Raw genomic sequence first — 20,282 nt, 5'->3', positions numbered from 1 at the left:
GTCTCGGCTTGAGTGCGGCCCATCCAGACCGACGAGGGCCTGTAGCAGCAAACAGCCGCGGACCGGAGGCAAGGAGGTTGGACTTTTCACGCACCGAGCAGTTCGTTCGATGACAGCTGAAGGATTCCGACCGCGTGCAGGCCCTCCACGAAGGCCCGGTACTGCGGTCGCGCCGCGACCGTGGCGGCAACGAGTTTCTTTCCCGAGCAAATCTCGCCGGCGCGGATCAGCAGCACACCCTTCCAGAAGGTTGGCTCGAGGTCAGCGCCGATCAGTGCCTGAGCGTCCGTGAGCGTACGCAGTGCTTCCGCAAGCTGCGGACCTGTCGCTGCCGCTTCGCGCGAGAGCAGCCCAGGTGTGAAGACAGAGGCGCCGAAGATCGCGTGTGCTTGACACAGCTTGGCGAGCCTGCGCAATTCGACGAGCGGGGCCGGATGCTCGTCAACTCGTACATCGATGACCCGGTTGCTCCAAGGCGCTGGACCAGTATCGGCAGAAACCACAAGGAGCGCGGCCGACATTCGGCCGCGGGCGTCACCTCCGGCGGCCTCACCTGCATCCATGGCCGCGAGCATACGCTCGACGAGTGAGCCGGCAGTGTTCTCATATGCTGCCAGCATGGCAGGAACGACGTCGTCGCTGGCGAGCATGTTGCCCAGCACCACAACGTTATTGGTCTCTAGCTGAGCCCGGTACGGAACGCAGCGATCGCCAGTGAACATGGCTGTCCCGCCGGCGGCATCGAGGAACGCGACCTGGCGAAGTTCTCGCTCGGCGTCCTTTGCGAGCAGACTCGTTAGCGCCGACTCCGCCGACGCGCCTGAGGCCATAAGATCTAGCCCATTCGGCCCGTAAGCCGGATCGACGAAAGACTGGGTCGCAACTGCACCAACGCCGGCTCGCGCAAACGTCACAACGCGCCCAAGAGCAAAATAATGCGACTGGCTGGCCACACCCAGCTCGCCGGTGATTGCGTCTCTGGCGACAATCGAATACGTCATCTTCAGGACTCCACACGTTTGAGATGCGCCTTGATCGCGGCGATCAAAGCCGGCGGATCTTCCAGCATCGGCAAATGACCGATGCCGGGCAGGAGAACGTGTGGGGCATGCAGCATCGCTGCCATTTCCGCGCCGGCCGCGGGAGGGCAGGTAAGGTCGAACTCGCCGGTCACAATCGTCACAGGACAGCTGACACTAGCCACCAGGGCCCGAATATCGGCCGCGCAGGCGGCACGCCACACGCGACGGATGTCATCCTTGCTGTTGGGATTGCGCAATGCCATGGCCTTGGCCACCACCTCGGCGGATGCGTTCGGAGCGAGGGCGTATTTCGGCAGGACTAACTCAAACATCTCGGTGACGGTGTGATGCTCGAGGGTGGATAGCACCGCCGCATTGTCGGGATCTCGCGAGTAGAGCTGGCTGCCGACCGCAACAACCGAGATGACCCGTTTGGGCTCGGCGGCTGCGAGATAGACTGAGATTGCTCCACCAAGCGAGCCGCCGATGGCGTGGAAGCGATCGACGCCCGCCCGGTCGACGGCGTCGATGCAGTCTTTCGCCCACCTCGCAATGTCGTATTGCTCGGCCGGCGGCGAGTCACCGAATCCACGCATGTCAGGGACGATCGCGAACCGGTCGGCGAACGCCGGTACGATCTCCGCCCACGCCGAGCCCCTCAGATTGATCGGATGCACGAACAAGATTGGCAGCCTACTCGTATCCATCCCGTCATAGTAAGAGACGGCAATCGTACCGACTGGTCGCTTGATAGTGAGCCGTCTCATGAATGCTCCACGGGCACGACGTCCTGAAAGGCGGAAAGGACACTCAAGTGCGGGGCGCTCTTTGATTCCAACGAATGCTCGGCCATCGCAGTCCATCCGCTTTTCTGGGGTAGATGGGACAGGAACTTCCGCTGCAAAATCTGTTCTGAATTTCCTTGCAGCACCGGCGGGACCAACCCGTCCCGCCGGAGTGTTATGTCCTGCCGGCCCCCGACAGGCTGGTCGCTTGGGTTATGGCTTTTGGTCGTCCGTGACCGAGAAGCTCTTGCCAAAACTGGGCGGTAGATAGCCCACACCGCGGGTGGCATAGCTATCGCCGAACGGCTGCCGGATCTTATCTTTTGGCGCCATCTCCGAGCAGTGAAAGTGCCAGATCTTCCACTCCGGCGTTCCCTCTCCGTCGTTGCGCACGTAGATCTCGGTGCTGCGCAGGTACTGTTCCGGCTTCTCGAGGGTCTCGAAGTTGCCTTCGCAAAGCAGGTAAGCCATGTCGCCGCGGACATCCAGACGCCAGATGTGCATGACCGCAGGCTTCGAGCGCGGCGTGTCCTTGAACCACTCCCAGAAGGCGGTAAGTTCTTCGCGACCGAAGTACGGATCGCCGCTCAGGTTGAAATTCAAGAATGCGGTGCCACTCGGGAAGCAGGTTCGCATCAAGGGGATGTCCCACTTGTAATTGGCGGCCCACCAGTCGCGGTGTACTTTCAAAATGGCTGCTCGGTCCTCATCTACAGTCGGCATGGATGCTCCTGGGTGGTGTGATCGTGAAATAGGCCGCCGAGGATCCCCCAGATTGGCGACCTCATCGGCCTCTGGTCCAAGGACCAGGGCAGATTCTCGTACTTGCTTGGATGATTCCGAAGCCTTGGCCGTCTTCAGACTTTCTGGACAGCAGTTCTGAGCGGACCAGCTGAGCGCGCGCGGCGCGAAACGCGAAATGGCGAGACCTTAAGCGAGACGATGATGCTGTTTTTTGTGATCGCAGGATGTCGATCAGGGCAACGATGCACCGGGACACCTCGCGAGGCACCGCCACCAACTCAACGACGATGGATGCATTGATCCTATGGCCATTGCGACACAGCGCATCGAGCGCCCGCACCAAACTTGAACTGCGGGCTACTGCGAGCATCTGCGCACAGGGGTGGCCGATCGAAACGTGGGCGACCAATAGCCAGCCGAAAGCGTGCGCTGGCGCGATAATTCGGCTCACTCCGGGCTCCTCCAAATCTTAGATATGTGATCACAAATCAAAATAGGCGTCAAGCGCTGGGAGAGGCATTCCGGCGTTGCCCAAGGGGCGCGCGAACGCCCCCGCTCCGCTAGGTCATGTCAAAAGCGGTGGCACGGGGCTCTGGCACGTCTGCCCTATCGCGGCGGTCGTCTAGTCCAGTAACAATCGGCTTTAGCGCTGGCGGGTTCTGCGACGCTAGATAGCGATCATGCGTAACATCGCCATAGACCGTCGTACGTTGGCGCGGCAGGCGTGCCATTTCGCGGATAAGATCTTCCATTTGCTTCGGAGCCATCTCGTGGCCGTGCTGGGCACCGGCTGAGCGCGAGATCGTTTCATCCATCAGCGTGCCGCCGAGATCGTTCACGCCAGCTTCAAGGCAGGCACGAATGCCTTTTTGCCCGAGCTTCACCCACGACGTCTGAATGTTGGAGATCCTCGAGTGGAATACGAGCCGTCCGATCGCGTGCATGAGAACGACTTCGCGAAACGTCGGCCCTTTACGCGAGCGCCCCTTCAAATAGATCGGGGCTTCCATATGGACGAACGGCAGTGGGACGAATTCGGTGAAGCCGCCGGTCTCGGCCTGAAGATCCCGGATGCGCAAGAGATGCTTTGCCCAATGCTCGTAACGATCAACATGGCCGAACATGATGGTTGCGGTGCTGCGCAATCCCGCTCTATGGGCCGCTCCCATGATCTGCAGCCACTGCGCCGTGTTGATCTTGTCGGGACACAGAATGGCGCGGACTTCGTCGTCGAGGATTTCCGCGGCCGTCCCGGGCAATGTGCCAAGCCCGGCTTTCTTCAACTCCCGCAGAAACTCATCGACCGAAATCCCGAGCGTCCTGGCGCCCTGGAACACCTCGAGCGGGGAGAAAGCATGTATATGCATCTCAGGCGTGAACTGCTTTACGGTCCGGCAGATCTCAAGATACTTCGCGCCGGTGTAGGAGGGATGGATGCCGCCCTGCATGCAAACCTCGGTCGCGCCGCGCTCCCAAGCTTCGCGGGCGCGCCGCCCGATCTCATCCATCGCGATATCGTAAGGCCGCCCGCGCAAATTCTCGGCGAGCTTTCCTTTCGAGAACGCGCAGAACTGGCACCTGAAGTAACAGATGTTGGTGTAGTTGATGTTCCGGTTGACGACATAGCTGACGGTGTCGCCATTGACGGAGCGGCGCAGCTCATCTGCGGCGCGGCAGACGGCTGTGAAATCGCGCTCCTCGGCCTCGAACAGCGACACGATCTCTGCTTCTTCGAGCCGTATCCCAGATTGAGCCTTTGCGACAATTCTACCTACGCTGCCGCTCAAGAGCGGGGGCAAGTTGGCCTCTTCACGCAGCATCACAAGGTCATCGGCAGGCGGATCGCCCCTCGTTCCAGGGCACCATTCGTCCGAACGCGGCCACCCTCTTCCGTCGACAAGACCTAGCAGGGTTTTCTGCAGCGATGTGTCGGTCCAGCGTGCATACTGACGCGCATAGGCTGGATAAACCGCGAGACGTTCGACGAGCTTCTTGCCGCATTCGGCGGTGGCCTCGGCAAGACGCGCGAGATGCGGCCAAGGCGCCTCGGGATTGACATGGTCCGGCGTGACCGGGGACACGCCGCCCCAGTCATTGATTCCAGCGGCCAAGATCATGTCCAGTACGCCAGGGCTGAGATTGGGCGGCGCCTGGATGTTCATATCGGGCCGGAACAGCAAGCGCGCCAATGCAATGGTCCACAGATGCTCTTCCAGTGTCGGCGCCGACGCATGTCTCATCCGCGTATTCGGCTTCGGCTTGAAGTTCTGGATAATGATTTCCTGAATGTGTCCGTGGCGTTCGTCCAGATTGCGCAATGCTAGCAGCGACGAGATGCGCTCAAGCGGCGTCTCGCCGATACCGACCAGCAGTCCGGACGTGAAGGGGACAGAGAGCTGGCCGGCGAGGTCAATCGTCTGCAGCCGCCTTGCTGGATCCTTGTCAGGTGAACCGAAATGCGGTCCCCCGGGCTCGCACAGCCGTGCGGAGGCGCTCTCGAGCATAATCCCTTGCGAGATGGAGACCTTGCGCAAGTTTGCGATATCATCGGCCTCCATCAAGCCTGGATTGAGATGCGGCAATAGGCCTGTCTCGCAGAAAACCGCGCGCGCGGCCTCTTGGAGGTAAGCGAGGGTCGATGCAAACCCCATTTCGTGCAGCTCACGCTCGGCTTGGCCGTAGCGCAGCTCAGGCTTATCACCCAGCGTAAATAGCGCCTCTTTGCATCCGGCCTCACGACCGGCACGCGCGATCGCGAGCACCTCACCGATAGTGAGGTAGGCGCGCTGCCCTCTTTGGGGGGCATGGGCAAATGTGCAGTAGTGGCAGACATCCCGGCATAGCTGCGTAAGCGGAATGAAGACCTTTCGCGAGTAGGAGATCTTTCTGCCGTGGGCCTCATCCCGCCTCGATGCCGCCATCGCCATGAGATCGGAAAGAGATACGTCGCTGACCAGAGATAGGACCTCGGAAGCGGAAATTTCGCTTCGCCTTAGCGTGTCCAGAAGCATCCGATCCACCATTTTCAGAACTCCTCACGCTCCGCGAATTACAACGGAGCTTCCCTCATTTGCGCAACCAACGGCGAACTCATTTCCGCCGCCCGCATCAACGATCGGGCGGCTGTGTCCAGCACCTCCGCCACGTCGCCGTTCCCCCAGATTGATCGAACGCAAATAGCGATCGGTCGCGGTCAACGTGCTCAGGTCAAGAAAATCAAAGAGATCGGCGGGACTGTCGAGATCAAGCCCAATTCTTGCATTGCGGCACACGAGGGGCTCGATGCCGAGGCGATCGGCTGCGGCGATGTGGCGGGCAAAACTGTCGGGGCCGAAACACGGCTGCAATGGCCGCGCCAAGGTGAACGCAACGGCGTTCGTGCCGCCATCGCGTGGCGCCGGCACGATCACTACACGGTTGCGCTCCGCGGCCTGAAGCAGCGTTGAAATATCTTCGCTCATGATCGCGGGCACATCGCTCGGCAGAGCGACGACAAGCCGGCCTCCCCTCTTTTCGACCCCTGCGAGACCTGCCGCGATTGCCTCGTTCGTTCCGTTCGCGCCGCCGTCATCAATGACAACAGCACCTAAGCGAGCTGCTTCTCGCGCGACATCGTCTGCACTGGTGACAACAGCGACTTTCTTCGACGTCGGCGCGCTGCATGCTACCTCAAGAACATCGGTCAGCATGGTACGCGCCAATGTGGCGCGCTCGGATGCAGTCAAAAATGATGAGAGCCGCTGCTTTGCGCGCAAGAACATCTTAGCCGGGACAATTACCCATGCATCAGGGCTGGTCACGATACACCTCCGCTCAAGGGTTCTTTTTCCTGTCCCTTGCGCTTTGTTCGAAGGCTATTGCCGAACATAAGCGCGTGCTCCGCGAGGGCGATTTTTGATTGCAATTCAGTCATCAATGTTGGTGCCAGATGCACGTCGATGCCCAGGTCGGCAGCCCCTTCGGCATCCGTCGTGTCTATGATCAAGCCATCGATCAGCCCGGCGTAATGTCTTGCAATCTCTCGGTTTGTGGCCTCAAGGCCGAGCTCGTCCATGATCTTTCGTGTCGGCCCTTTGATGGCTTGGCCGCCTATGATCGGGGAAATGGCGACGACAGGAACACGGGCCGCTCGCAGTTTTTCCGTCGTTCCTGGAACAGCCAGCATCGGATCGATGCTCAGATAAGGGTTGGACGGACATAGGATGATGAGGCGGAGATCATCAGCGTCAAGAGCCTGAAGCACCTCCTGTGTGAGGCGGGCGCTTTCCGCCCCTCTGAATCGGATCTGCTTGACCGCCGGCTCGCAGCGCCGCCCAACAAAATAGCGTTGGAATTCGAGTTCACCTTCCGTACTTACAACGATGGTGGAAAGCTTGTTGTTGGTAATGGGCAGCACGTTTGAACGAATGCCGAAGCGACGTGCAATATCGATCGAAATGGCTGTGAGAGTTTCACCGCTTAGCCGCCGGCGGGTTCGCTCCACATGCATGGCCATGTCGCGATCGCCAAGGGAGAACCAGGTCTGCCCGCCGATTTCCTTCAAAGCCTCCATGAAGTTCCAGGTCTCATCGGATCGACCCCAACCACGTTGCTGGTCGCTCAAACCACCGAGCGTATAAAGCACTGTATCCAGGTCCGGGGAGATATGTAGCCCGAGATGCTCGAAATCGTCCGCGACATTTACGACAACGGTCAGACGTTCTCCGAGGAGGTGCTGCAAGCCGAGAGCAAGTTTTGCTCCTCCGACTCCCCCGCAGAGGGCCACCACACGGCCCTCATCAGACAGATGAGAAGGTCCCTTCATCTGAAAAGATCCTGCTCCTTCGGACGGACAAGAACCGAGGCAGGCTTTGCCGGCGCCTGACATGACAGTCCGCGGACGTGGACGATCGGTTGTCCCTCGGCTGCCTGTCCCATCACCAACGACGCGGCCGCTGCCAGTCCATCAGCCACGGCGATCTCCGTCACCTGCATGGGCCGTCCGAACAAATCGGGCTCCCCAATCATATTCTGAAGCGCAGGCAGCCCTGCACATCCGATTGCCACCCCAACAACACCGTTGCGCCAAGGGCGACCGAAGCTGTCGTTCATGACCACTGCGACATTAACGCCGAAACGTTGATCGAGCCCGGACTTCAAGCGCTCGCAACTGTCATCCGGATCTTTTGGCAGCAGCAGCACGCGATGACTGTGACCTTGATCGATATTGGATTGATCGATCCCGGCATTCGCCATCACGAACCCAAGGCGGTGAGCAACGATGATCACGTTCTGCCTGGAGCGGATGACCTCGCTTGACTCCGAGAGCACCACCTCGATGTGCCGCGGGTCCTTTCCAACCGTTTTTGCGAGTTCCAATGCCCGTGCGGAAGGGCTCACGTCATCGAGATCAACGTACCTATTTTCTGCCTTCGAGACGATTTTTTGAGCAACTACGAAAATGTCACCCGAGGCGACCTCGATGCCAGCACTAGTAAGGCCATCCGCAATGATAGACACCAGATCGTCGTCCGGCCTCACCATAGGGATCCCACGAAGGCCGGTATAAGTGATGCTCCTAGTCATCGCGAGGCCTTTCTCCCTTCGCGGCTGCTCACTTCCCGATTATTAATTCTTGCACATGTGCATCTCGCCTTGAAAATGGTGCCCGCCGAGGTGCCGCCAGTCAATGCGAATCCGCTATATTCCATCTTCTTCTCCGTGGGCAGCTTGTAAGTGCTCAACTGTCAGATACGCTCTTTCGATGCGATCGTCCTGCAGGAGTGCCGATGAACCTCTTCGCGCTTGCCTCATACACAGCCGCTAACCCAAGTTGGTCACTTGCCTCTACGCTGCGTCCCAGCCGGTCTAATCATTATGAGCGCAGCAGGAGAGATGGATCGCTTCACTATGGTGCGCATTGCAAAGCTGGATTGCAGTCTCGCGACGCCTGGCAACCGCGATAGGTGCTGCTTATGGATACGTTCGTAGTCCTCCATGCCACATGCCAGCACTTGAACCTGATAGTCGTCCGCACCGGACATAAGGTGGCACGAGATTACGTCGGGGCACTTGTGGATTTCAGTCTCAAAGCGTGCGAGTGCATCCTCGTTTTGGCGATCAAGTGTGATGTGAACGATCACTGTCAGCGGGAAGCCAAGCGCATTGACATCGATGTTTGCCGCGTAACCCTTGATGATGCCGGCTTTCTCCATTTGCAGTACGCGCCTCGCACAGGCGGTCGCTGACAGTCCGACCCGTTCGGAGAGAGCCAAGTGGCTTATTCGGGCATCTTGAATGAGTTCGCGCAGAATTTTACGGTCGAGAGAATCGAGGGCTGAGAGCATCGAGAGCCCCTATCGTTGTTCCATTCACGTCAAGCCGGAGATCGAGATGCCGGCGCCTTTCACTTTGTATTTGCGGTTGATCGCGATCAGGACGAAGGTTAGAGCCTCGGCCGCGGTCGAATTCGCGAGGACACCGCCATCGACGCCACGATTGCTCACAGCGTCCGCGAGCGTGATCACTTGGTTGCGGGCATCGGCGTCATCGCTGAACACCAGGACATCGCAGTCTGCCTTGCCGCCAGCATGAAGCTTCTGCGAGCCGACATTGTGGAAGGCGCCGACCACGCGCGAGCTTGGATCAAGCAGCGACTGCGCTATCAGGGCTGCTGAACCAGCACTCGGGAGATGAACGACGGATACCTTTGGCGGCACGAAGGGCACTACCGCGGTGACGACAATCTTGCTCTTGGCAGGATCTTTGATCTCGGCCAGACTTGCCTCATAGTTGGAGAAAGGAACCGCAACGACGACGATGTCGCTCTTCGCAGCTGCGGCAGCGTTGGTGTCGCCGCTGACATTGGCGAACCCTTCCGACTTCAGGAGCGAGACTGCCTCCTGAGCGCGCTCAATTGAGCGGGATCCGAGAATGACGGAGTATCCGGCGCGACTCCAGCTGCGGGCAAGGCCAGACCCGAGATCGCCGGTGCCGCCGACGATTGACAAAATAGGAAGGTTAGCGTTCGACATGTGGATTGCACCTTCTTTGCTTGCGGCATGACTCTTCCGCGAAACTTTGCTTTGCTTGAGTGTGCCGGACGGTATTCACACCAGACCGAACACTCAACAGGTGAGTGGCTGCCGCATCATCACGTGCACAGGCTCTTCAACTCCAGCGCGCCGGCAGGTCAACAGTTTTGAGCCCCTCCCGGATGAAAGGATTTCATGCTAGCCACCCTCAAGATAGGGAAAGAAATTGAGTTCGGCACCGTCTTCGACTTCGGCGGACAACGGCACCACCACGTCACCAATCGACGCCAGCCAGACCTCATGCTCGGCGCTCAAGGAGTCGATCACGTTGAGAACCGTCGTTCCGTCGGGCAGGTCAAGCTGAATGGATCCAATTCCGTCGGGCAAGAGCCGACGGAGGTTTCCATGCATATTGATCTCGACGCGGATCATGAGTGTTGCACCTGCATTGCGGCGGCAATCTTTTCAGCTGTCATAGGCAGCGAATTCGGCCAACAGCCGGTCGCCGCTGCGATCGCATTTCCGATGGCAGCCGGTGGCTCGATACAGGGTGGCTCGCCGACGCCCTTGGCCCCGTAAGGACCGGCAGCGGAGCGGCATTCCACAATGATGCTCTCGATCTCCGGGACATCCATCGCTGTCGGCATCTTGTAATCGGTCAGGTTCGCATTCATGACGCGACCGTCCTGATAAACGATCTCTTCCGACAGCGCCTGGCCGATACCTTGCGCCACGCCGCCCTCGATCTGGCCCTCGATATAGGTCGGATTGATCGCATATCCGACGTCCTGGGCCACGACATAGCGATTGATGGTCACTTTGCCGGTTGCTTGATCGACCGACAGGTCGACGGCATGGGCATGGTAACTCGGTGTATTCCATACGGGTAGCGGATGGTTCTGAACACGCGTTGGATCATAAGCGGGCGCGGGCGAAATGGCCGTGCCATGCGCGATGAGCCCGCCGCCGGCAAGACGCGAGATGCGCGCCAATTCCGCAATCGAAATCGACTTGTTGCCGGCCACCACATGCTTGTCTTGCAGTTTCATATCCTCGATCGGGGCTTCGAGCTGCTCGGCTGCGAGTTCGAACATCTGGCGCCGCAGCTCGGCGGCAGCAGCAAGACAAGCGTTGCCAACCGAGAAAGTGGTGCGGCTCCCTTGAGCGCCGTAGTCAAACGGGGCGGCCTGGGTGTCGACTCCCGTCACGTTGACGTCGGTTAGATCGAGGGACAACTCCTCGGCCAGGATTTGAGCAGCTCCCGTGATGGCGCCGGTGCCAATTTCGACGGCGCCGCTCACAAGCGTCGCACTTCCATCAGGGTTGATCTTGACATAGACGCCGGACGAGCCACCGGTTGTCATCCACCAGCTGCAGGCAATCCCCTTGCCGCGTCCTGGCTCCGGATTGCGATCGTGCCAGCCGATCGCATCGGCTGCCTTGCGCAGGCATTCCTCGATGCTCACAGACCTATGAATCTCGCCGGAAGGACCTGGGTCTCCCTCCTTGACGACGTTCCGCAGGCGCATTTCGAGAGGATCCAATCCGAGATCCTTCGCGATCATGTCGATCTGGCATTCCATCGCGAAATTTGCCATCGGCCCCGCAGGAGCGCGGAACGAGCCCGAATGGACCTTGTTGGTGTAGACAGCGACGCTTTCGAACGCGAGTGCTCCGGGCTTGTAAGGGCCTGCCATGACCTGCAGCGCGATTGCAGCCGTTCCCGGACCTGAGCCTGCATAAGCGCCACAATCCACGATGATCCTGCCGCTTCGAGCGAGAAGATGTCCTTCTTTGTCGACAGCGGTCTTGAGCAGAACGATGGAGGCCTGACGGGGAAGCGCGGCTGTGAGCTCTTCTTCGCTCGTCGACATCACCTTCACCGGGCGCGCGGTCTTGCGCGCCAGGAGAGCTGCGAAGTGCTCCACGCCGATCCTTAGCTTCCCGCCGAAGCCGCCACCAATGCCTGGCACAGTCACCCGCACGCGCGCGGCCGGCAGATCAAGGATCTCGGCCAAAGTGGTTTGCGTATCGAAAGGCAATTGCGTGTTACACCAGACGGTGACGATTCCATTCGCATCCCAGTCGGCGGTCGCAACCCGTGGCTCTGTGTATCCGGGATGCTGCAACGCGGTTGAGAAACGATGCTCGTAGACCTTATGGGCTTTTGCGAATGCCGCTTCGGCGTCGCCGACGCGAATGCGCGCTTGACCTGCGATATTGCGGTTTCTCGAAATGATCGGGAGCGCCTTGTAAGTTTCCCAATCCGGATGGATCCGGATATCGCTCTTGAGCGCCTCCTCCGGATCAAACAGCGGTGGTAAATCCTCGTATTCGACCTCAATGGCTGCAAGCGCGCGCTCGGCGATCTCGAGAGAGGTGGCAGCAACGGCGGCTATTGCATGTCCAATGAACAGCGCGCGATCAGTTGCGAACACAGTTGTATCGCGCACTGCCGTTCCGTAACGGATCTGTGGAATGTCAGCCGAGGTGATGATTCCCCGTACGCCCGCAATTGCAGCCGCTCGCGAGGCATCGATCTTTTTGATCAGCGCGTGCGCTCGCGTACTGCGCAGAACCCTGCCGTAGAGCATGCCGGGGAGCTTGAAATCTGCGGCATAGACGTGCTTTCCGGTAACCTTGCCGACGCCATCCCGTCGGGGTAAGCGGTGACCGGCAACGCGATGGGTATGTGCGCTCATTGCTTTGCTCCCGAGAGTGCGATGCGGTCTGCCGCGGTTGCCACGGCATCAATGATCTTGCGATAGCCGGTACAGCGGCACAGGGTCCCTGCGATCGCTTCCCTGATTTCGTCGCGCGAGGGCCGGCAGCCCGGATTTTCATCAAGGAATGACTTTGCCGTCAGGATCATTCCCGGGATGCAGTAGCCGCACTGAACAGCACCGCATTCGATGAATGCTTCCTGGAGGGGATGCAGATGCTCGGGATCGCCGATCCCCTCGATTGTTGTGATAGAGCATCCCTCGACCTGACCTGCGAGCAGGATGCATGAATTAATGGCCTTTCCATCAAGCAGCACCGTACAGACGCCGCACTCTGCTTCCAGGCAGTTCTCTTTCGTGCCCATCATGCCGATCTCGTTGCGCAGGACCTGCAGCAGCGTCCAATGGGGCTCAATGAGCACTTGATGGCTCTCGCCATTGACAACGATATTGAGAATTTTCCGATTCATTGATTTTGTTCCCGAATTCGTTGCAAACACGTCGTCAGCGCGCGCTCTACCATCACGGCGACAAGATCGCGGCGATAACCGGCCGACGCGCGGACATCAGAGATCGGACTGGAAGCCTCTGCCGCGAGCCTGCCCGCCTCCGCAAAGCTTTCGTTCCCGGCAGGTTTGCCGATGAGGTAGCCTTCCGCCTGTTCGGGCCGGAACGCCTTGGGGCTTGCGGCGCCGATGGCCAGGCGCACGCAAGCGCAACGCGAGGCCGAAACCTCTAGCGTCAAGCAAGCAGCAACACAAACGACCGAAATCTCCATCGCACGCCGACGCCCTTCCTTCAGGAAGGCGGTTGCTGATCTGGCTGGAAGCTTGGCAAATCGGATGCTGGTCACGATCTCTACCGGTGAGAGATTGGTTCGTCCCGGGCCAACGATGAAGTCGCGCAAGGCGACAGAGCGCCGTCCCTTCGGGCCGGTAATGTCGAGACTCGCATCGAGCGCGAGCAGCGGCGGCACAAAATCGGCGGCTGGCGAAGCATTGACGATATTGCCGCCGATCGTGGCGATGTTTCGGACCTGATGCCCACCGACGACACTGGCAGCTTCCAGCAGCACCCGCAAATTACCCCGAAACGCAGGATGGGTTTCGATGCTGCGATACTTGATCAGCGCGCCAAGGGCGAATGCGTCAGCGGTCTCAGTGATCTCGCTCATGCCGGGCAGGCAGGCGACATCGATCAGATGCGCAGGATCAATCTTCTTCCGATTGATCTGGATGACCGTATCGGTCCCGCCGGCGACATAGCGCGCGGTCGGCGCAAAACGTTGAGCGAGGTCAACGGCCTCGGTGACTGTCGCCGGCCGATGAAGATCAAAGCTCATGGCTTCACCTCTTCGTTAGCCTGTACAGCAGGCCAGACCTCGGAGCCCATCTTGGCGATCGTGTCCTCGATTGTACCTCCTTCGGCGGCGAAGGGCATGGTGATGATGCCATCGACCCCGGCATGGCGCAGTTCGATCACACGCGCGGTCACTTCCTCGACATTGCCGGCCAGAGTGAAGGCGTTGATGTGGCGGTCGGTCACGTATGGCAGCAGAGGAAGATAGGGCGTCACGCCGGCGGCGTAGTGGGCACCCTGAACGGTGGCGAGTATATCCTCCGGCAATGTGAGCCCCTGCTCTTCAGCTGTTTCAAACTTAAGACGTCCTGCACCGAGCAAGCGTGCAACCGTCGGCCGCAGAGCGTCACGGGCGGCCTGACCATCTGACGCAATACAGGCATTGAGCCGAACGATCAGTTTGACGGATTTGGGATCGCGGCCGGCCTTGCTGGCCCCCTCATCCAGTCTCGCACGGAACGCCTTGACTTCCGCGGCGTTGCCGCCTGCCTCCATGAACGCGGCGTCGGCGCAAGCGCCCGCGGTCCGTTGGCCGAGCGGCCCGTTACTAGCCACATAGATTGGGATATCGGCCCGTATCGGGGCGAAGTTCAGCTTGCCTTCCCTGAACTGAATGACCTCACCCTCATAGGCGACAGTCTCGCCTCGCAGAAGCATGCGAATGACCTCGATCGCTTCGCTTATGGCGCGCGCGGGCTTCTTCCGCTCGATGCCAAGCTCAGCAAAGCCCGAAATCCCGGCGCCGATACCCAGAATTGCGCGCTTGTTAGAAATCTCGTCAAGCGTCGCAATCGCCATAGCCGTCAACGCGGGGTGCCTTGCATAGGGGTCCGTTACACAAGGTCCGAGCCTGACCCGCGACGTGTTTTGAGCAAAATAGCTCAGGCAGGAATAGACCTCCCGATAAAATCGTTCATCGGCAAGCCAGACCGTATCGTAGCCGCTCGCTTCGGCGAGCTTGACGCGATCAAGCATCTTGGTCATGGGCGCGTTGCCGAGAATTAGCAGATCGAGGGTCATCTTATTGTCCTGTTTTGCGGCTTACGTCTTGGGTCAGGCAGAACTCAATGCGACGTCATTCTATCTCATCGCTGACGAAATAGATGTTCTTCGAGCGATCGAGAAACTTGCCATAAAGCTCCTCTCGCAGAGCAACGCCGGCCGGCGAGGCCAGATCCTTGTCATGTTGCTCGAGGCTCTTGACTTCGATCCGCTCGATGTACTGCCACGTTGAATTTTCGGCACCCTGGATGGGGCGGCGAATGCGGTGCACCTTGTAGCTCATATAATTGTCGAGGCTGCGCACAAGAGCGTAGTCGCGCTCGCGCACCCATGCCTCGTATTCGGCTGGATCGACCCCAGGCTTTAGCGTGCTGATCAGGAAACGGACTGGCATGCGACTTTCTCCTTGGCTGTTTTCTCAATACGGGTTGACCGAATATCTCCGACGACTTTGACGCGGACGCGCATCGCATTTCCTGGCAGATAGGCGATCGGGGTGTCCTCTGCCTCGACCAAAGCGAGCGAGGCCGGCTCCGCACCGGCCTCCACCGCCCGGGTATCGGCAAGCTTGCGCGCTGAAGCGACGGCCTCATCTCGCGTCAGACCCTGGAAGACCTGGTCGACTTCACCACTGACCTGGGCGATGGCCGCGCCAACTGCATTTGCGCAACCTCCGTGCTGAACGCGGACAACACGCCCGACGCCCTGCAATTCTTCGGGAACAAGAAACGCGCCGCCACCGACCGCGATGAGGGTGACGTCTTCGGCGCTTGTCTTCATCCGATCAACGTTCTCTTCCAGTATCTCCTTGCAGCGGCGCAAAATGCCGCTCACCTCATCGGCAGTTATGTGCGCCACACGCTTACGATCGCCGAGGTCGATCAATCCGGCGGCGACGCCAATGTCAGTTGCCGTCACGCTGTTCCCTCCAAAGACAAGCGCCTCCTTGGACAGGCGATACCCAACACTAAGTGGTCCGATCGTGCCCGCATCAAGATCGACATGGCTGCCGCCCCCAAGTCCGATGGACACGAGGTCCGGCATACGAAACAGCGTCCTGACACCCCCAATATGCACGACCGCGTTGGCCTCACGCGGAAAACCGTTCCGCAGATGGCCAAAATCAGCCGTCGTGCCGCCGACGTCGACCACCACCGCTTCTTTAAGGCCAGAGAGATAGGCCGCCCCGCGCATGGAGTTGGTCGCGCCGGAAGCGAAGCTGAACACCGGGTATGCGGCGGCACGCGAGGCTTCTGCGACGGTGCCATCGTTCTGCGTGACAAAAAGGGGAGCGTTAAGTCCGACCTTTGACTTGGCGTGCTCGAAGGCCGTGATGGTCTCCTCGGCAAGCGCAATGAGAGAGGCGTTAAGAATTGCCGCATTCTCGCGTTCGAGCAAGCCGATCCCGCCGAGCAGATGTGCGCAGGTCACCGACACATCCGGGATTTCCTCGCGCAGGATCGCGGCAACCACTTTTTCGTCAGAAGGGTCGAGTGGAGAGAATAGTGCGTTGACGACGACGTATTTTTGAGCGCGATTGCGGATCTCGCGCGCAATTTGTCTGGCTGCAGCGATATCGAGAGTAGCGAACCTGCGCCCATCGTAATCGTGACCACCTTCGATTTGCCAGACGCCGCCATTGGCAAGCTCAGCAAGGCCAGCCGGCCAATCTGTGAAGGGCGGCAAGGAGCTGGTGGCGGGGAGTGCGATGCGGATCACCGCAACTTTCGTGAGATGGCGACGCTGAACGACCGCATTGATGAAGTGGGTCGTACCGATCATCAGAGCGTCAATGCCGGCCGCAAGGTTGGCACTCAGATGGAGCGCCTCGATGGCCGTTGCCACGCCGCTGGTGACGTCGGCCGTGGTGGCGACCTTCACGCCTTGGACGACCTTTGCGTCGTCGATCAGCACGGCATCCGTGTTGGTGCCACCTACGTCAATACCGATGCGTCTCATGAGCAAAATACCGACTTGAAATCGATGTCATAGCCGAAGGCACGGGGGCCGACATGGTCAAGCCCGCGCGGCGAAAGGAAAACCGGAGCAGCCGGAAGTGCGATCACCGTCGTCCGCTGCCCGTAGCGAATGGTTTCTGTTCCGATTGCTTCGCCAGATTCGCTGTCGAGAACGCAAATGAGGTCGGGCGTCGACACGACCGCCTGCCCATCCCGCCACACGACGATCCACTCGTTCTGGAAATCGACCCGAATCTGACTGCCGTGATTCTCAAGCCCCTCGATGACGGTGCGGCCGCGCAGGAAGCCCTCTGTTGTCCGCCGCTCCACCTCAACGACTTTGCCGGAGAACAGGAGCTTGCCCGATTCCGCTTTCAGAATGGCCGCAATCGGATCGGCATGCTGGCGGTTGGCTTCGACGACAGCCCTTCCAAGATTGATGGCCTTGGATGTGGTGCGCGGGATCGCCCATTTCTTCACTTCCGCACCAGTGCGCGGCGCCTTGCAAGTCGCGACAATGGATCCGAATTCTGTGCAAAGCTTGCGGCTCACACGCTCCATCCATTTCCAAGAAGAGGTCTTGCCGACGATGGCCTCATTGCCGCGCGGGTCGATCGATGTCAGCGGATAAGGCGCGAGATTGCCAACCGCAAAGCTCGTCATCTGCGCTTCAGGGTAAGCTCGGCCCATCGCATCGGCATCGACAACCGGAATCTTGAGATGGACAGCCGCAAGCAAAGACTGCATGCCATTGCCCCCACCGATCTCGACCGGCATCACCGCCCTGAACTTGCGGCCAAGATGCTCTTCCATGGCCGAGACGGCGCGAGCGATCAGCCGGCTGTCGACCAGCCGCTCCTGGAAAACGAGCGGAGCGCCCATAATCGAGACGACCGCAACCGCATCGTCATCGTCCAACTCGTCGGGGTCAATGAGATTGATGCGAACGCCGTCATTGTAGAAGCGCCGCAAGTTCAGCAGCGCGTGATACGGACTTCCGCCACCACCCGTTCCGAGAATCCAGGCGCCGACCGAGAGCGCCTCGATATCCTCTGGACTCAATTGCCTCATCTATTGCCTCCAAGCCGCAACCAGTTGCGGCGATAGAAAAAAATCAAGCAGCAGTCGAGCCGCCGCCCAGCACACGGTGCGCACGCTGCGAAAGGAACGGATCCCCGAAGCGACTCGCGATCCGCTGGGCCGCGGTGGTAAGCAGCGTGATCATGCGACTCCTCTCTTCATCGCTCAAATGCGAGGCGGGATAAGAGATACAGAAACCCACCGTTTCGCCGATCTCCGGATCGGCTACGCTTACCGAGATCGAGCCGACGCCAGGGATAGCCTCGTCGGCGGCCTCGGCCCAACCGAACCGACGTGGCTGGTCGAGTGCAGTCAGCAACTGATCGACGCTTTGCGGCGCGCGCGGAGAAGGCGGAATGACACCTTCATCGTGAAGTGAGCGCACAACATCATCCGAAAGCCGCGCCAACAGACTGCGACCGAGTGCAGTCGCAAACGCCGGCGCACGCTGGCCAAGCGGCGTAAACACCCGCAAGGCGTGAGAGCCTTGATGCATCCGGATGACCAAAACGTCAGCACCATCAAGGATCGAGACGTAACCCGTGTGTCCCGTCTCTCGACTGATTTCCCTCACAGCCTCATCGACCGCGTCAATCAACGATGAGTTCAGCTTGTAGAGGCGCGAAATCTCAAAAAGCAGATTTCCGACCTTGTAGCGCGGCGGATTCTCCGAACGCGACAACAACCCCTCCTGCAGCATCGTTTTCAGCAGTCGAGATGCTGAACTTTTAGGCATCCTTAGCAGCTGCGAGACATCTGTCACCGACATTTCGAGCCTTCCAGGCCCAAAAAGTCTAAGTACTTCCGCAGCATTTTCGATTGCGCCCACTTTTTAATCACCATGTTTCGTATATTGAAACTGAGTTGACAATAACAGGACGATGACAATAATGCAAGTTATCAATGCAAGCCATCGCGCACCGGATGACCCGCAAGCTGCGCGCAACGTCGGGAGAGGAATGAGATGAGAAGCGACACGCGCCGTCGGGATTTCTTGAAGTTTGCCGCAACCAGCATCGCGGCCCTCACATTCGCCGGCAAAGCTCGTTTGGCTGCCGCGCAGGAAAAGCGAACGCTGACGGTCGCCTGGGATGCCGACATCGACACGCTCGATCCGGCCTCGTTCAAGACGTCGGCAGGCTACACTGTGCAAGCCAATGTTTACGACAGTCCGCTGATGTGGAAGGTGCAGCCGGTCGCGGGAAAGCCGGGAGTGTCGCAAGCAAAGCCGGGCGAAATCGAGGGCGGCATCGCCCAGTCCTGGTCTTTCGAAAATGGCGGCGCCACGCTAGTGCTGAACATCCGCAAAGGCGTGAAATTACCGAGCGGTCGCGATGTCAACGCAACGACTATGAAGTATCTCCTTGACCGCGGGCTGCAGTCGCCGGGCTATATGCGCATCCTGTTTCCGCGGCTTCTGGGCGTAACGAACCCCGAGCACTTCAAGGTGCGTGACGAGTTTACGATCGAGATCAACATGCCCTCGCCAAGTCCGATGGCGCTGGACACGATGGCGCTCATGAACAACGCGCTGCTTGATCCGGATGAGGTCAAGACGAATGGGACCGCGGAAGATCCCTGGGCTGCCAATTGGTTGAAGCGAAACACCGCCGGGCTCGGACCCTATCAGCTGGTGAAGAACCAGCCGGGGGTCGAGGTCGTCCTAGAAGCGCAGGCCGATCACTGGCGTGGTCGGCCCTATTTCGATCGGGTGGTCTTCAAATATGTGCCGAACGAAGCCGATCGCGTGCTGCTGCTCAAACGCAAGGCCATCGATATGGTGGTCGGCAGATCAACCCTGTCTCCGCGCAATGTGAAGGGTCTCGCAGCCGAGCCAGGTTTGAAGACCATCTCCGTGCCGGACACCCTGTGTCACTGGCTTTGCATGAACACGCAGAAGGCGCCGCTTAACAACGTCAAAGTGCGTCAGGCCATCAATTACGCGATCCCGGTCCAGGCCATCATCCCGAGCGTGCTGTATGGTTATGGCACCGAGATGAAGAGCCCTGTGCCGAGTTTGACGCCCGGTTACGATAGCACGATTAGCCCCTACAAGTACGACATCACAAAGGCCAAGGAGTTGATGCGCGAGGCGGGCTTTGGCAAGGAGCCGGTTGCGATTGACCTTGCGGTACGCGCCGGATGGCAGCCGCACGAGCAGGCTTCGATCTGGCTCCAGACCGAGCTGGAGAAGATCGGCTTCAAAGTGAGCATCGTCAAGGAAACCGAGGCCACCTTCCGCCAGATCGCGACCAAAGGCGATCACCAGCTTTCGATCGAGTCGTGGCAGTCTTGGATCAACGATCCCTTCTATCACCTGTTCTTCAACTTCCACAGCACAGCAAAAGGCACCAACACCTCTTTCTATTCCAATCCGGAAGTCGACAAGCTGATCGATGAGAACATGCACGAAACCGACGTTGACAAGCGTCTGGCAGCAGCAAAACGCCTGCAGGAGATTATCATCGGCGACGCCGTCTGGGGGCACCTCTGGTACGAGAACTGGACCCGCGTCATGCGATCCGACCTCGTTGGCATTGAGAAGCGCTGGGATAGTTATGAGCGCTTTTTCAGCATGAAGCTCGCCTGAGCACCT

At 59.4% G+C, this 20,282-nt stretch carries 19 protein-coding genes; 1 reads left to right on the top strand and 18 read right to left on the bottom strand.

The annotated features are described in order from the left end of the window. Positions 1-86 precede the first annotated feature (86 nt). The 18 genes from CP49_RS27660 to CP49_RS27575 form a co-directional block, all read right to left on the bottom strand. Positions 87-1,001, bottom strand: coding sequence for a DUF1028 domain-containing protein (locus tag CP49_RS27660; RefSeq protein ID WP_057853304.1), 915 nt, complete (start codon positions 999-1,001; stop codon positions 87-89). 2 nt (positions 1,002-1,003) lie between these two features. Beyond that, a complete protein-coding gene (locus tag CP49_RS27655; protein WP_245310903.1) occupies positions 1,004-1,699 on the bottom strand; it encodes an alpha/beta fold hydrolase in 696 nt (231 codons plus the stop codon). Positions 1,700-2,020: 321 nt separating this feature from the next. Then, positions 2,021-2,530: a YybH family protein gene (locus CP49_RS27650; protein WP_063791789.1), complete on the bottom strand. Its 510-nt coding sequence runs from the start codon at positions 2,528-2,530 to the stop codon at positions 2,021-2,023. Positions 2,531-3,111: 581 nt separating this feature from the next. Then, entirely contained in the window at positions 3,112-5,574 is a 2,463-nt protein-coding gene (gene cofH / locus CP49_RS27645; RefSeq protein WP_156438689.1) for a 5-amino-6-(D-ribitylamino)uracil--L-tyrosine 4-hydroxyphenyl transferase CofH, read from the bottom strand. Between the two features lie 12 nt (positions 5,575-5,586). Continuing rightward, positions 5,587-6,351: a 2-phospho-L-lactate guanylyltransferase gene (gene cofC, locus CP49_RS27640; RefSeq protein WP_156438688.1), complete on the bottom strand. Its 765-nt coding sequence runs from the start codon at positions 6,349-6,351 to the stop codon at positions 5,587-5,589. Continuing rightward, positions 6,348-7,355, bottom strand: coding sequence for a 2-phospho-L-lactate transferase (gene cofD, locus CP49_RS27635; protein ID WP_057853301.1), 1,008 nt, complete (start codon positions 7,353-7,355; stop codon positions 6,348-6,350). The genes cofC and cofD overlap by 4 nt, the downstream gene beginning before the upstream one ends. Further along, positions 7,352-8,116, bottom strand: a complete 765-nt coding sequence (gene cofE, locus CP49_RS27630) for a coenzyme F420-0:L-glutamate ligase (RefSeq protein ID WP_057853300.1) — start codon at positions 8,114-8,116, stop codon at positions 7,352-7,354. Before cofE ends, cofD begins: the two co-directional genes overlap by 4 nt. Positions 8,117-8,367: 251 nt before the next feature. After that, positions 8,368-8,877, bottom strand: a complete 510-nt coding sequence (locus tag CP49_RS27625) for an Lrp/AsnC family transcriptional regulator (RefSeq protein WP_057853299.1) — start codon at positions 8,875-8,877, stop codon at positions 8,368-8,370. A 24-nt stretch (positions 8,878-8,901) separates the two neighbouring features. Then, positions 8,902-9,564: an NADPH-dependent F420 reductase gene (gene npdG, locus CP49_RS27620; protein WP_057853298.1), complete on the bottom strand. Its 663-nt coding sequence runs from the start codon at positions 9,562-9,564 to the stop codon at positions 8,902-8,904. Between the two features lie 198 nt (positions 9,565-9,762). Next, the gene (locus CP49_RS27615) at positions 9,763-9,996 is read right to left on the bottom strand and encodes a MoaD/ThiS family protein (protein ID WP_057853297.1); all 234 of its coding nucleotides are present in this window, start codon (positions 9,994-9,996) and stop codon (positions 9,763-9,765) included. Further along, the gene (locus CP49_RS27610; protein WP_057853296.1) at positions 9,993-12,266 is read right to left on the bottom strand and encodes a xanthine dehydrogenase family protein molybdopterin-binding subunit; all 2,274 of its coding nucleotides are present in this window, start codon (positions 12,264-12,266) and stop codon (positions 9,993-9,995) included. Before CP49_RS27610 ends, CP49_RS27615 begins: the two co-directional genes overlap by 4 nt. Then, positions 12,263-12,757, bottom strand: coding sequence for a (2Fe-2S)-binding protein (locus CP49_RS27605; protein WP_057846011.1), 495 nt, complete (start codon positions 12,755-12,757; stop codon positions 12,263-12,265). The genes CP49_RS27610 and CP49_RS27605 overlap by 4 nt, the downstream gene beginning before the upstream one ends. Next, positions 12,754-13,629, bottom strand: coding sequence for an FAD binding domain-containing protein (locus CP49_RS27600; protein ID WP_057853295.1), 876 nt, complete (start codon positions 13,627-13,629; stop codon positions 12,754-12,756). The genes CP49_RS27605 and CP49_RS27600 overlap by 4 nt, the downstream gene beginning before the upstream one ends. Further along, a complete protein-coding gene (locus CP49_RS27595) occupies positions 13,626-14,666 on the bottom strand; it encodes an LLM class flavin-dependent oxidoreductase (protein WP_057853294.1) in 1,041 nt (346 codons plus the stop codon). Before CP49_RS27595 ends, CP49_RS27600 begins: the two co-directional genes overlap by 4 nt. A gap of 55 nt (positions 14,667-14,721) precedes the next feature. Further along, on the bottom strand, positions 14,722-15,042 hold the full coding sequence (locus CP49_RS27590; protein ID WP_057853293.1) for a hypothetical protein: 321 nt from the start codon (positions 15,040-15,042) through the stop codon (positions 14,722-14,724). Continuing rightward, a complete protein-coding gene (locus CP49_RS27585) occupies positions 15,024-16,607 on the bottom strand; it encodes a hydantoinase/oxoprolinase N-terminal domain-containing protein (protein ID WP_057853292.1) in 1,584 nt (527 codons plus the stop codon). The genes CP49_RS27590 and CP49_RS27585 overlap by 19 nt, the downstream gene beginning before the upstream one ends. Further along, positions 16,604-17,677 (bottom strand): DUF917 domain-containing protein, encoded by a 1,074-nt coding sequence (locus CP49_RS27580; RefSeq protein WP_057853291.1) that lies wholly within the window; start codon positions 17,675-17,677, stop codon positions 16,604-16,606. Before CP49_RS27580 ends, CP49_RS27585 begins: the two co-directional genes overlap by 4 nt. 43 nt (positions 17,678-17,720) lie before the next feature. Next, a complete protein-coding gene (locus CP49_RS27575) occupies positions 17,721-18,515 on the bottom strand; it encodes an IclR family transcriptional regulator (RefSeq protein ID WP_063791787.1) in 795 nt (264 codons plus the stop codon). Positions 18,516-18,650: 135 nt separating this feature from the next. Between CP49_RS27575 and CP49_RS27570 the strand changes: the two genes are divergently transcribed. Continuing rightward, positions 18,651-20,276, top strand: a complete 1,626-nt coding sequence (locus tag CP49_RS27570; protein WP_057853289.1) for an ABC transporter substrate-binding protein — start codon at positions 18,651-18,653, stop codon at positions 20,274-20,276. The last annotated feature ends 6 nt before the right edge of the window (positions 20,277-20,282 follow it).

This window comes from Bradyrhizobium valentinum (genome assembly GCF_001440405.1).
GTDB lineage: Bacteria > Pseudomonadota > Alphaproteobacteria > Rhizobiales > Xanthobacteraceae > Bradyrhizobium > Bradyrhizobium valentinum.
The sequence above is the reverse complement of the archived record's forward strand: the minus strand, read 5'-3'. Positions and strand labels throughout refer to the sequence as shown.

What these genes read in the sequence shown, in the direction of transcription:
- CP49_RS27600 (WP_057853295.1), bottom strand. Translation starts at nt 13,629, where the DNA reads ATGAGCTTTGATCTTCATCGGCCGGCGACAGTCACCGAGGCCGTTGAC.
- CP49_RS27660 (WP_057853304.1), bottom strand. Translation starts at nt 1,001, where the DNA reads ATGACGTATTCGATTGTCGCCAGAGACGCAATCACCGGCGAGCTGGGT.
- CP49_RS27625 (WP_057853299.1), bottom strand. Translation starts at nt 8,877, where the DNA reads ATGCTCTCAGCCCTCGATTCTCTCGACCGTAAAATTCTGCGCGAACTC.
- CP49_RS27570 (WP_057853289.1), top strand. Translation starts at nt 18,651, where the DNA reads ATGAGAAGCGACACGCGCCGTCGGGATTTCTTGAAGTTTGCCGCAACC.
- CP49_RS27610 (WP_057853296.1), bottom strand. Translation starts at nt 12,266, where the DNA reads ATGAGCGCACATACCCATCGCGTTGCCGGTCACCGCTTACCCCGACGG.
- cofD (WP_057853301.1), bottom strand. Translation starts at nt 7,355, where the DNA reads ATGAAGGGACCTTCTCATCTGTCTGATGAGGGCCGTGTGGTGGCCCTC.
- npdG (WP_057853298.1), bottom strand. Translation starts at nt 9,564, where the DNA reads ATGTCGAACGCTAACCTTCCTATTTTGTCAATCGTCGGCGGCACCGGC.
- CP49_RS27580 (WP_057853291.1), bottom strand. Translation starts at nt 17,677, where the DNA reads ATGAGGCAATTGAGTCCAGAGGATATCGAGGCGCTCTCGGTCGGCGCC.
- cofH (WP_156438689.1), bottom strand. Translation starts at nt 5,574, where the DNA reads ATGGTGGATCGGATGCTTCTGGACACGCTAAGGCGAAGCGAAATTTCC.
- cofE (WP_057853300.1), bottom strand. Translation starts at nt 8,116, where the DNA reads ATGACTAGGAGCATCACTTATACCGGCCTTCGTGGGATCCCTATGGTG.
- CP49_RS27595 (WP_057853294.1), bottom strand. Translation starts at nt 14,666, where the DNA reads ATGACCCTCGATCTGCTAATTCTCGGCAACGCGCCCATGACCAAGATG.
- CP49_RS27650 (WP_063791789.1), bottom strand. Translation starts at nt 2,530, where the DNA reads ATGCCGACTGTAGATGAGGACCGAGCAGCCATTTTGAAAGTACACCGC.
- CP49_RS27605 (WP_057846011.1), bottom strand. Translation starts at nt 12,757, where the DNA reads ATGAATCGGAAAATTCTCAATATCGTTGTCAATGGCGAGAGCCATCAA.
- CP49_RS27590 (WP_057853293.1), bottom strand. Translation starts at nt 15,042, where the DNA reads ATGCCAGTCCGTTTCCTGATCAGCACGCTAAAGCCTGGGGTCGATCCA.
- CP49_RS27585 (WP_057853292.1), bottom strand. Translation starts at nt 16,607, where the DNA reads ATGAGACGCATCGGTATTGACGTAGGTGGCACCAACACGGATGCCGTG.
- CP49_RS27615 (WP_057853297.1), bottom strand. Translation starts at nt 9,996, where the DNA reads ATGATCCGCGTCGAGATCAATATGCATGGAAACCTCCGTCGGCTCTTG.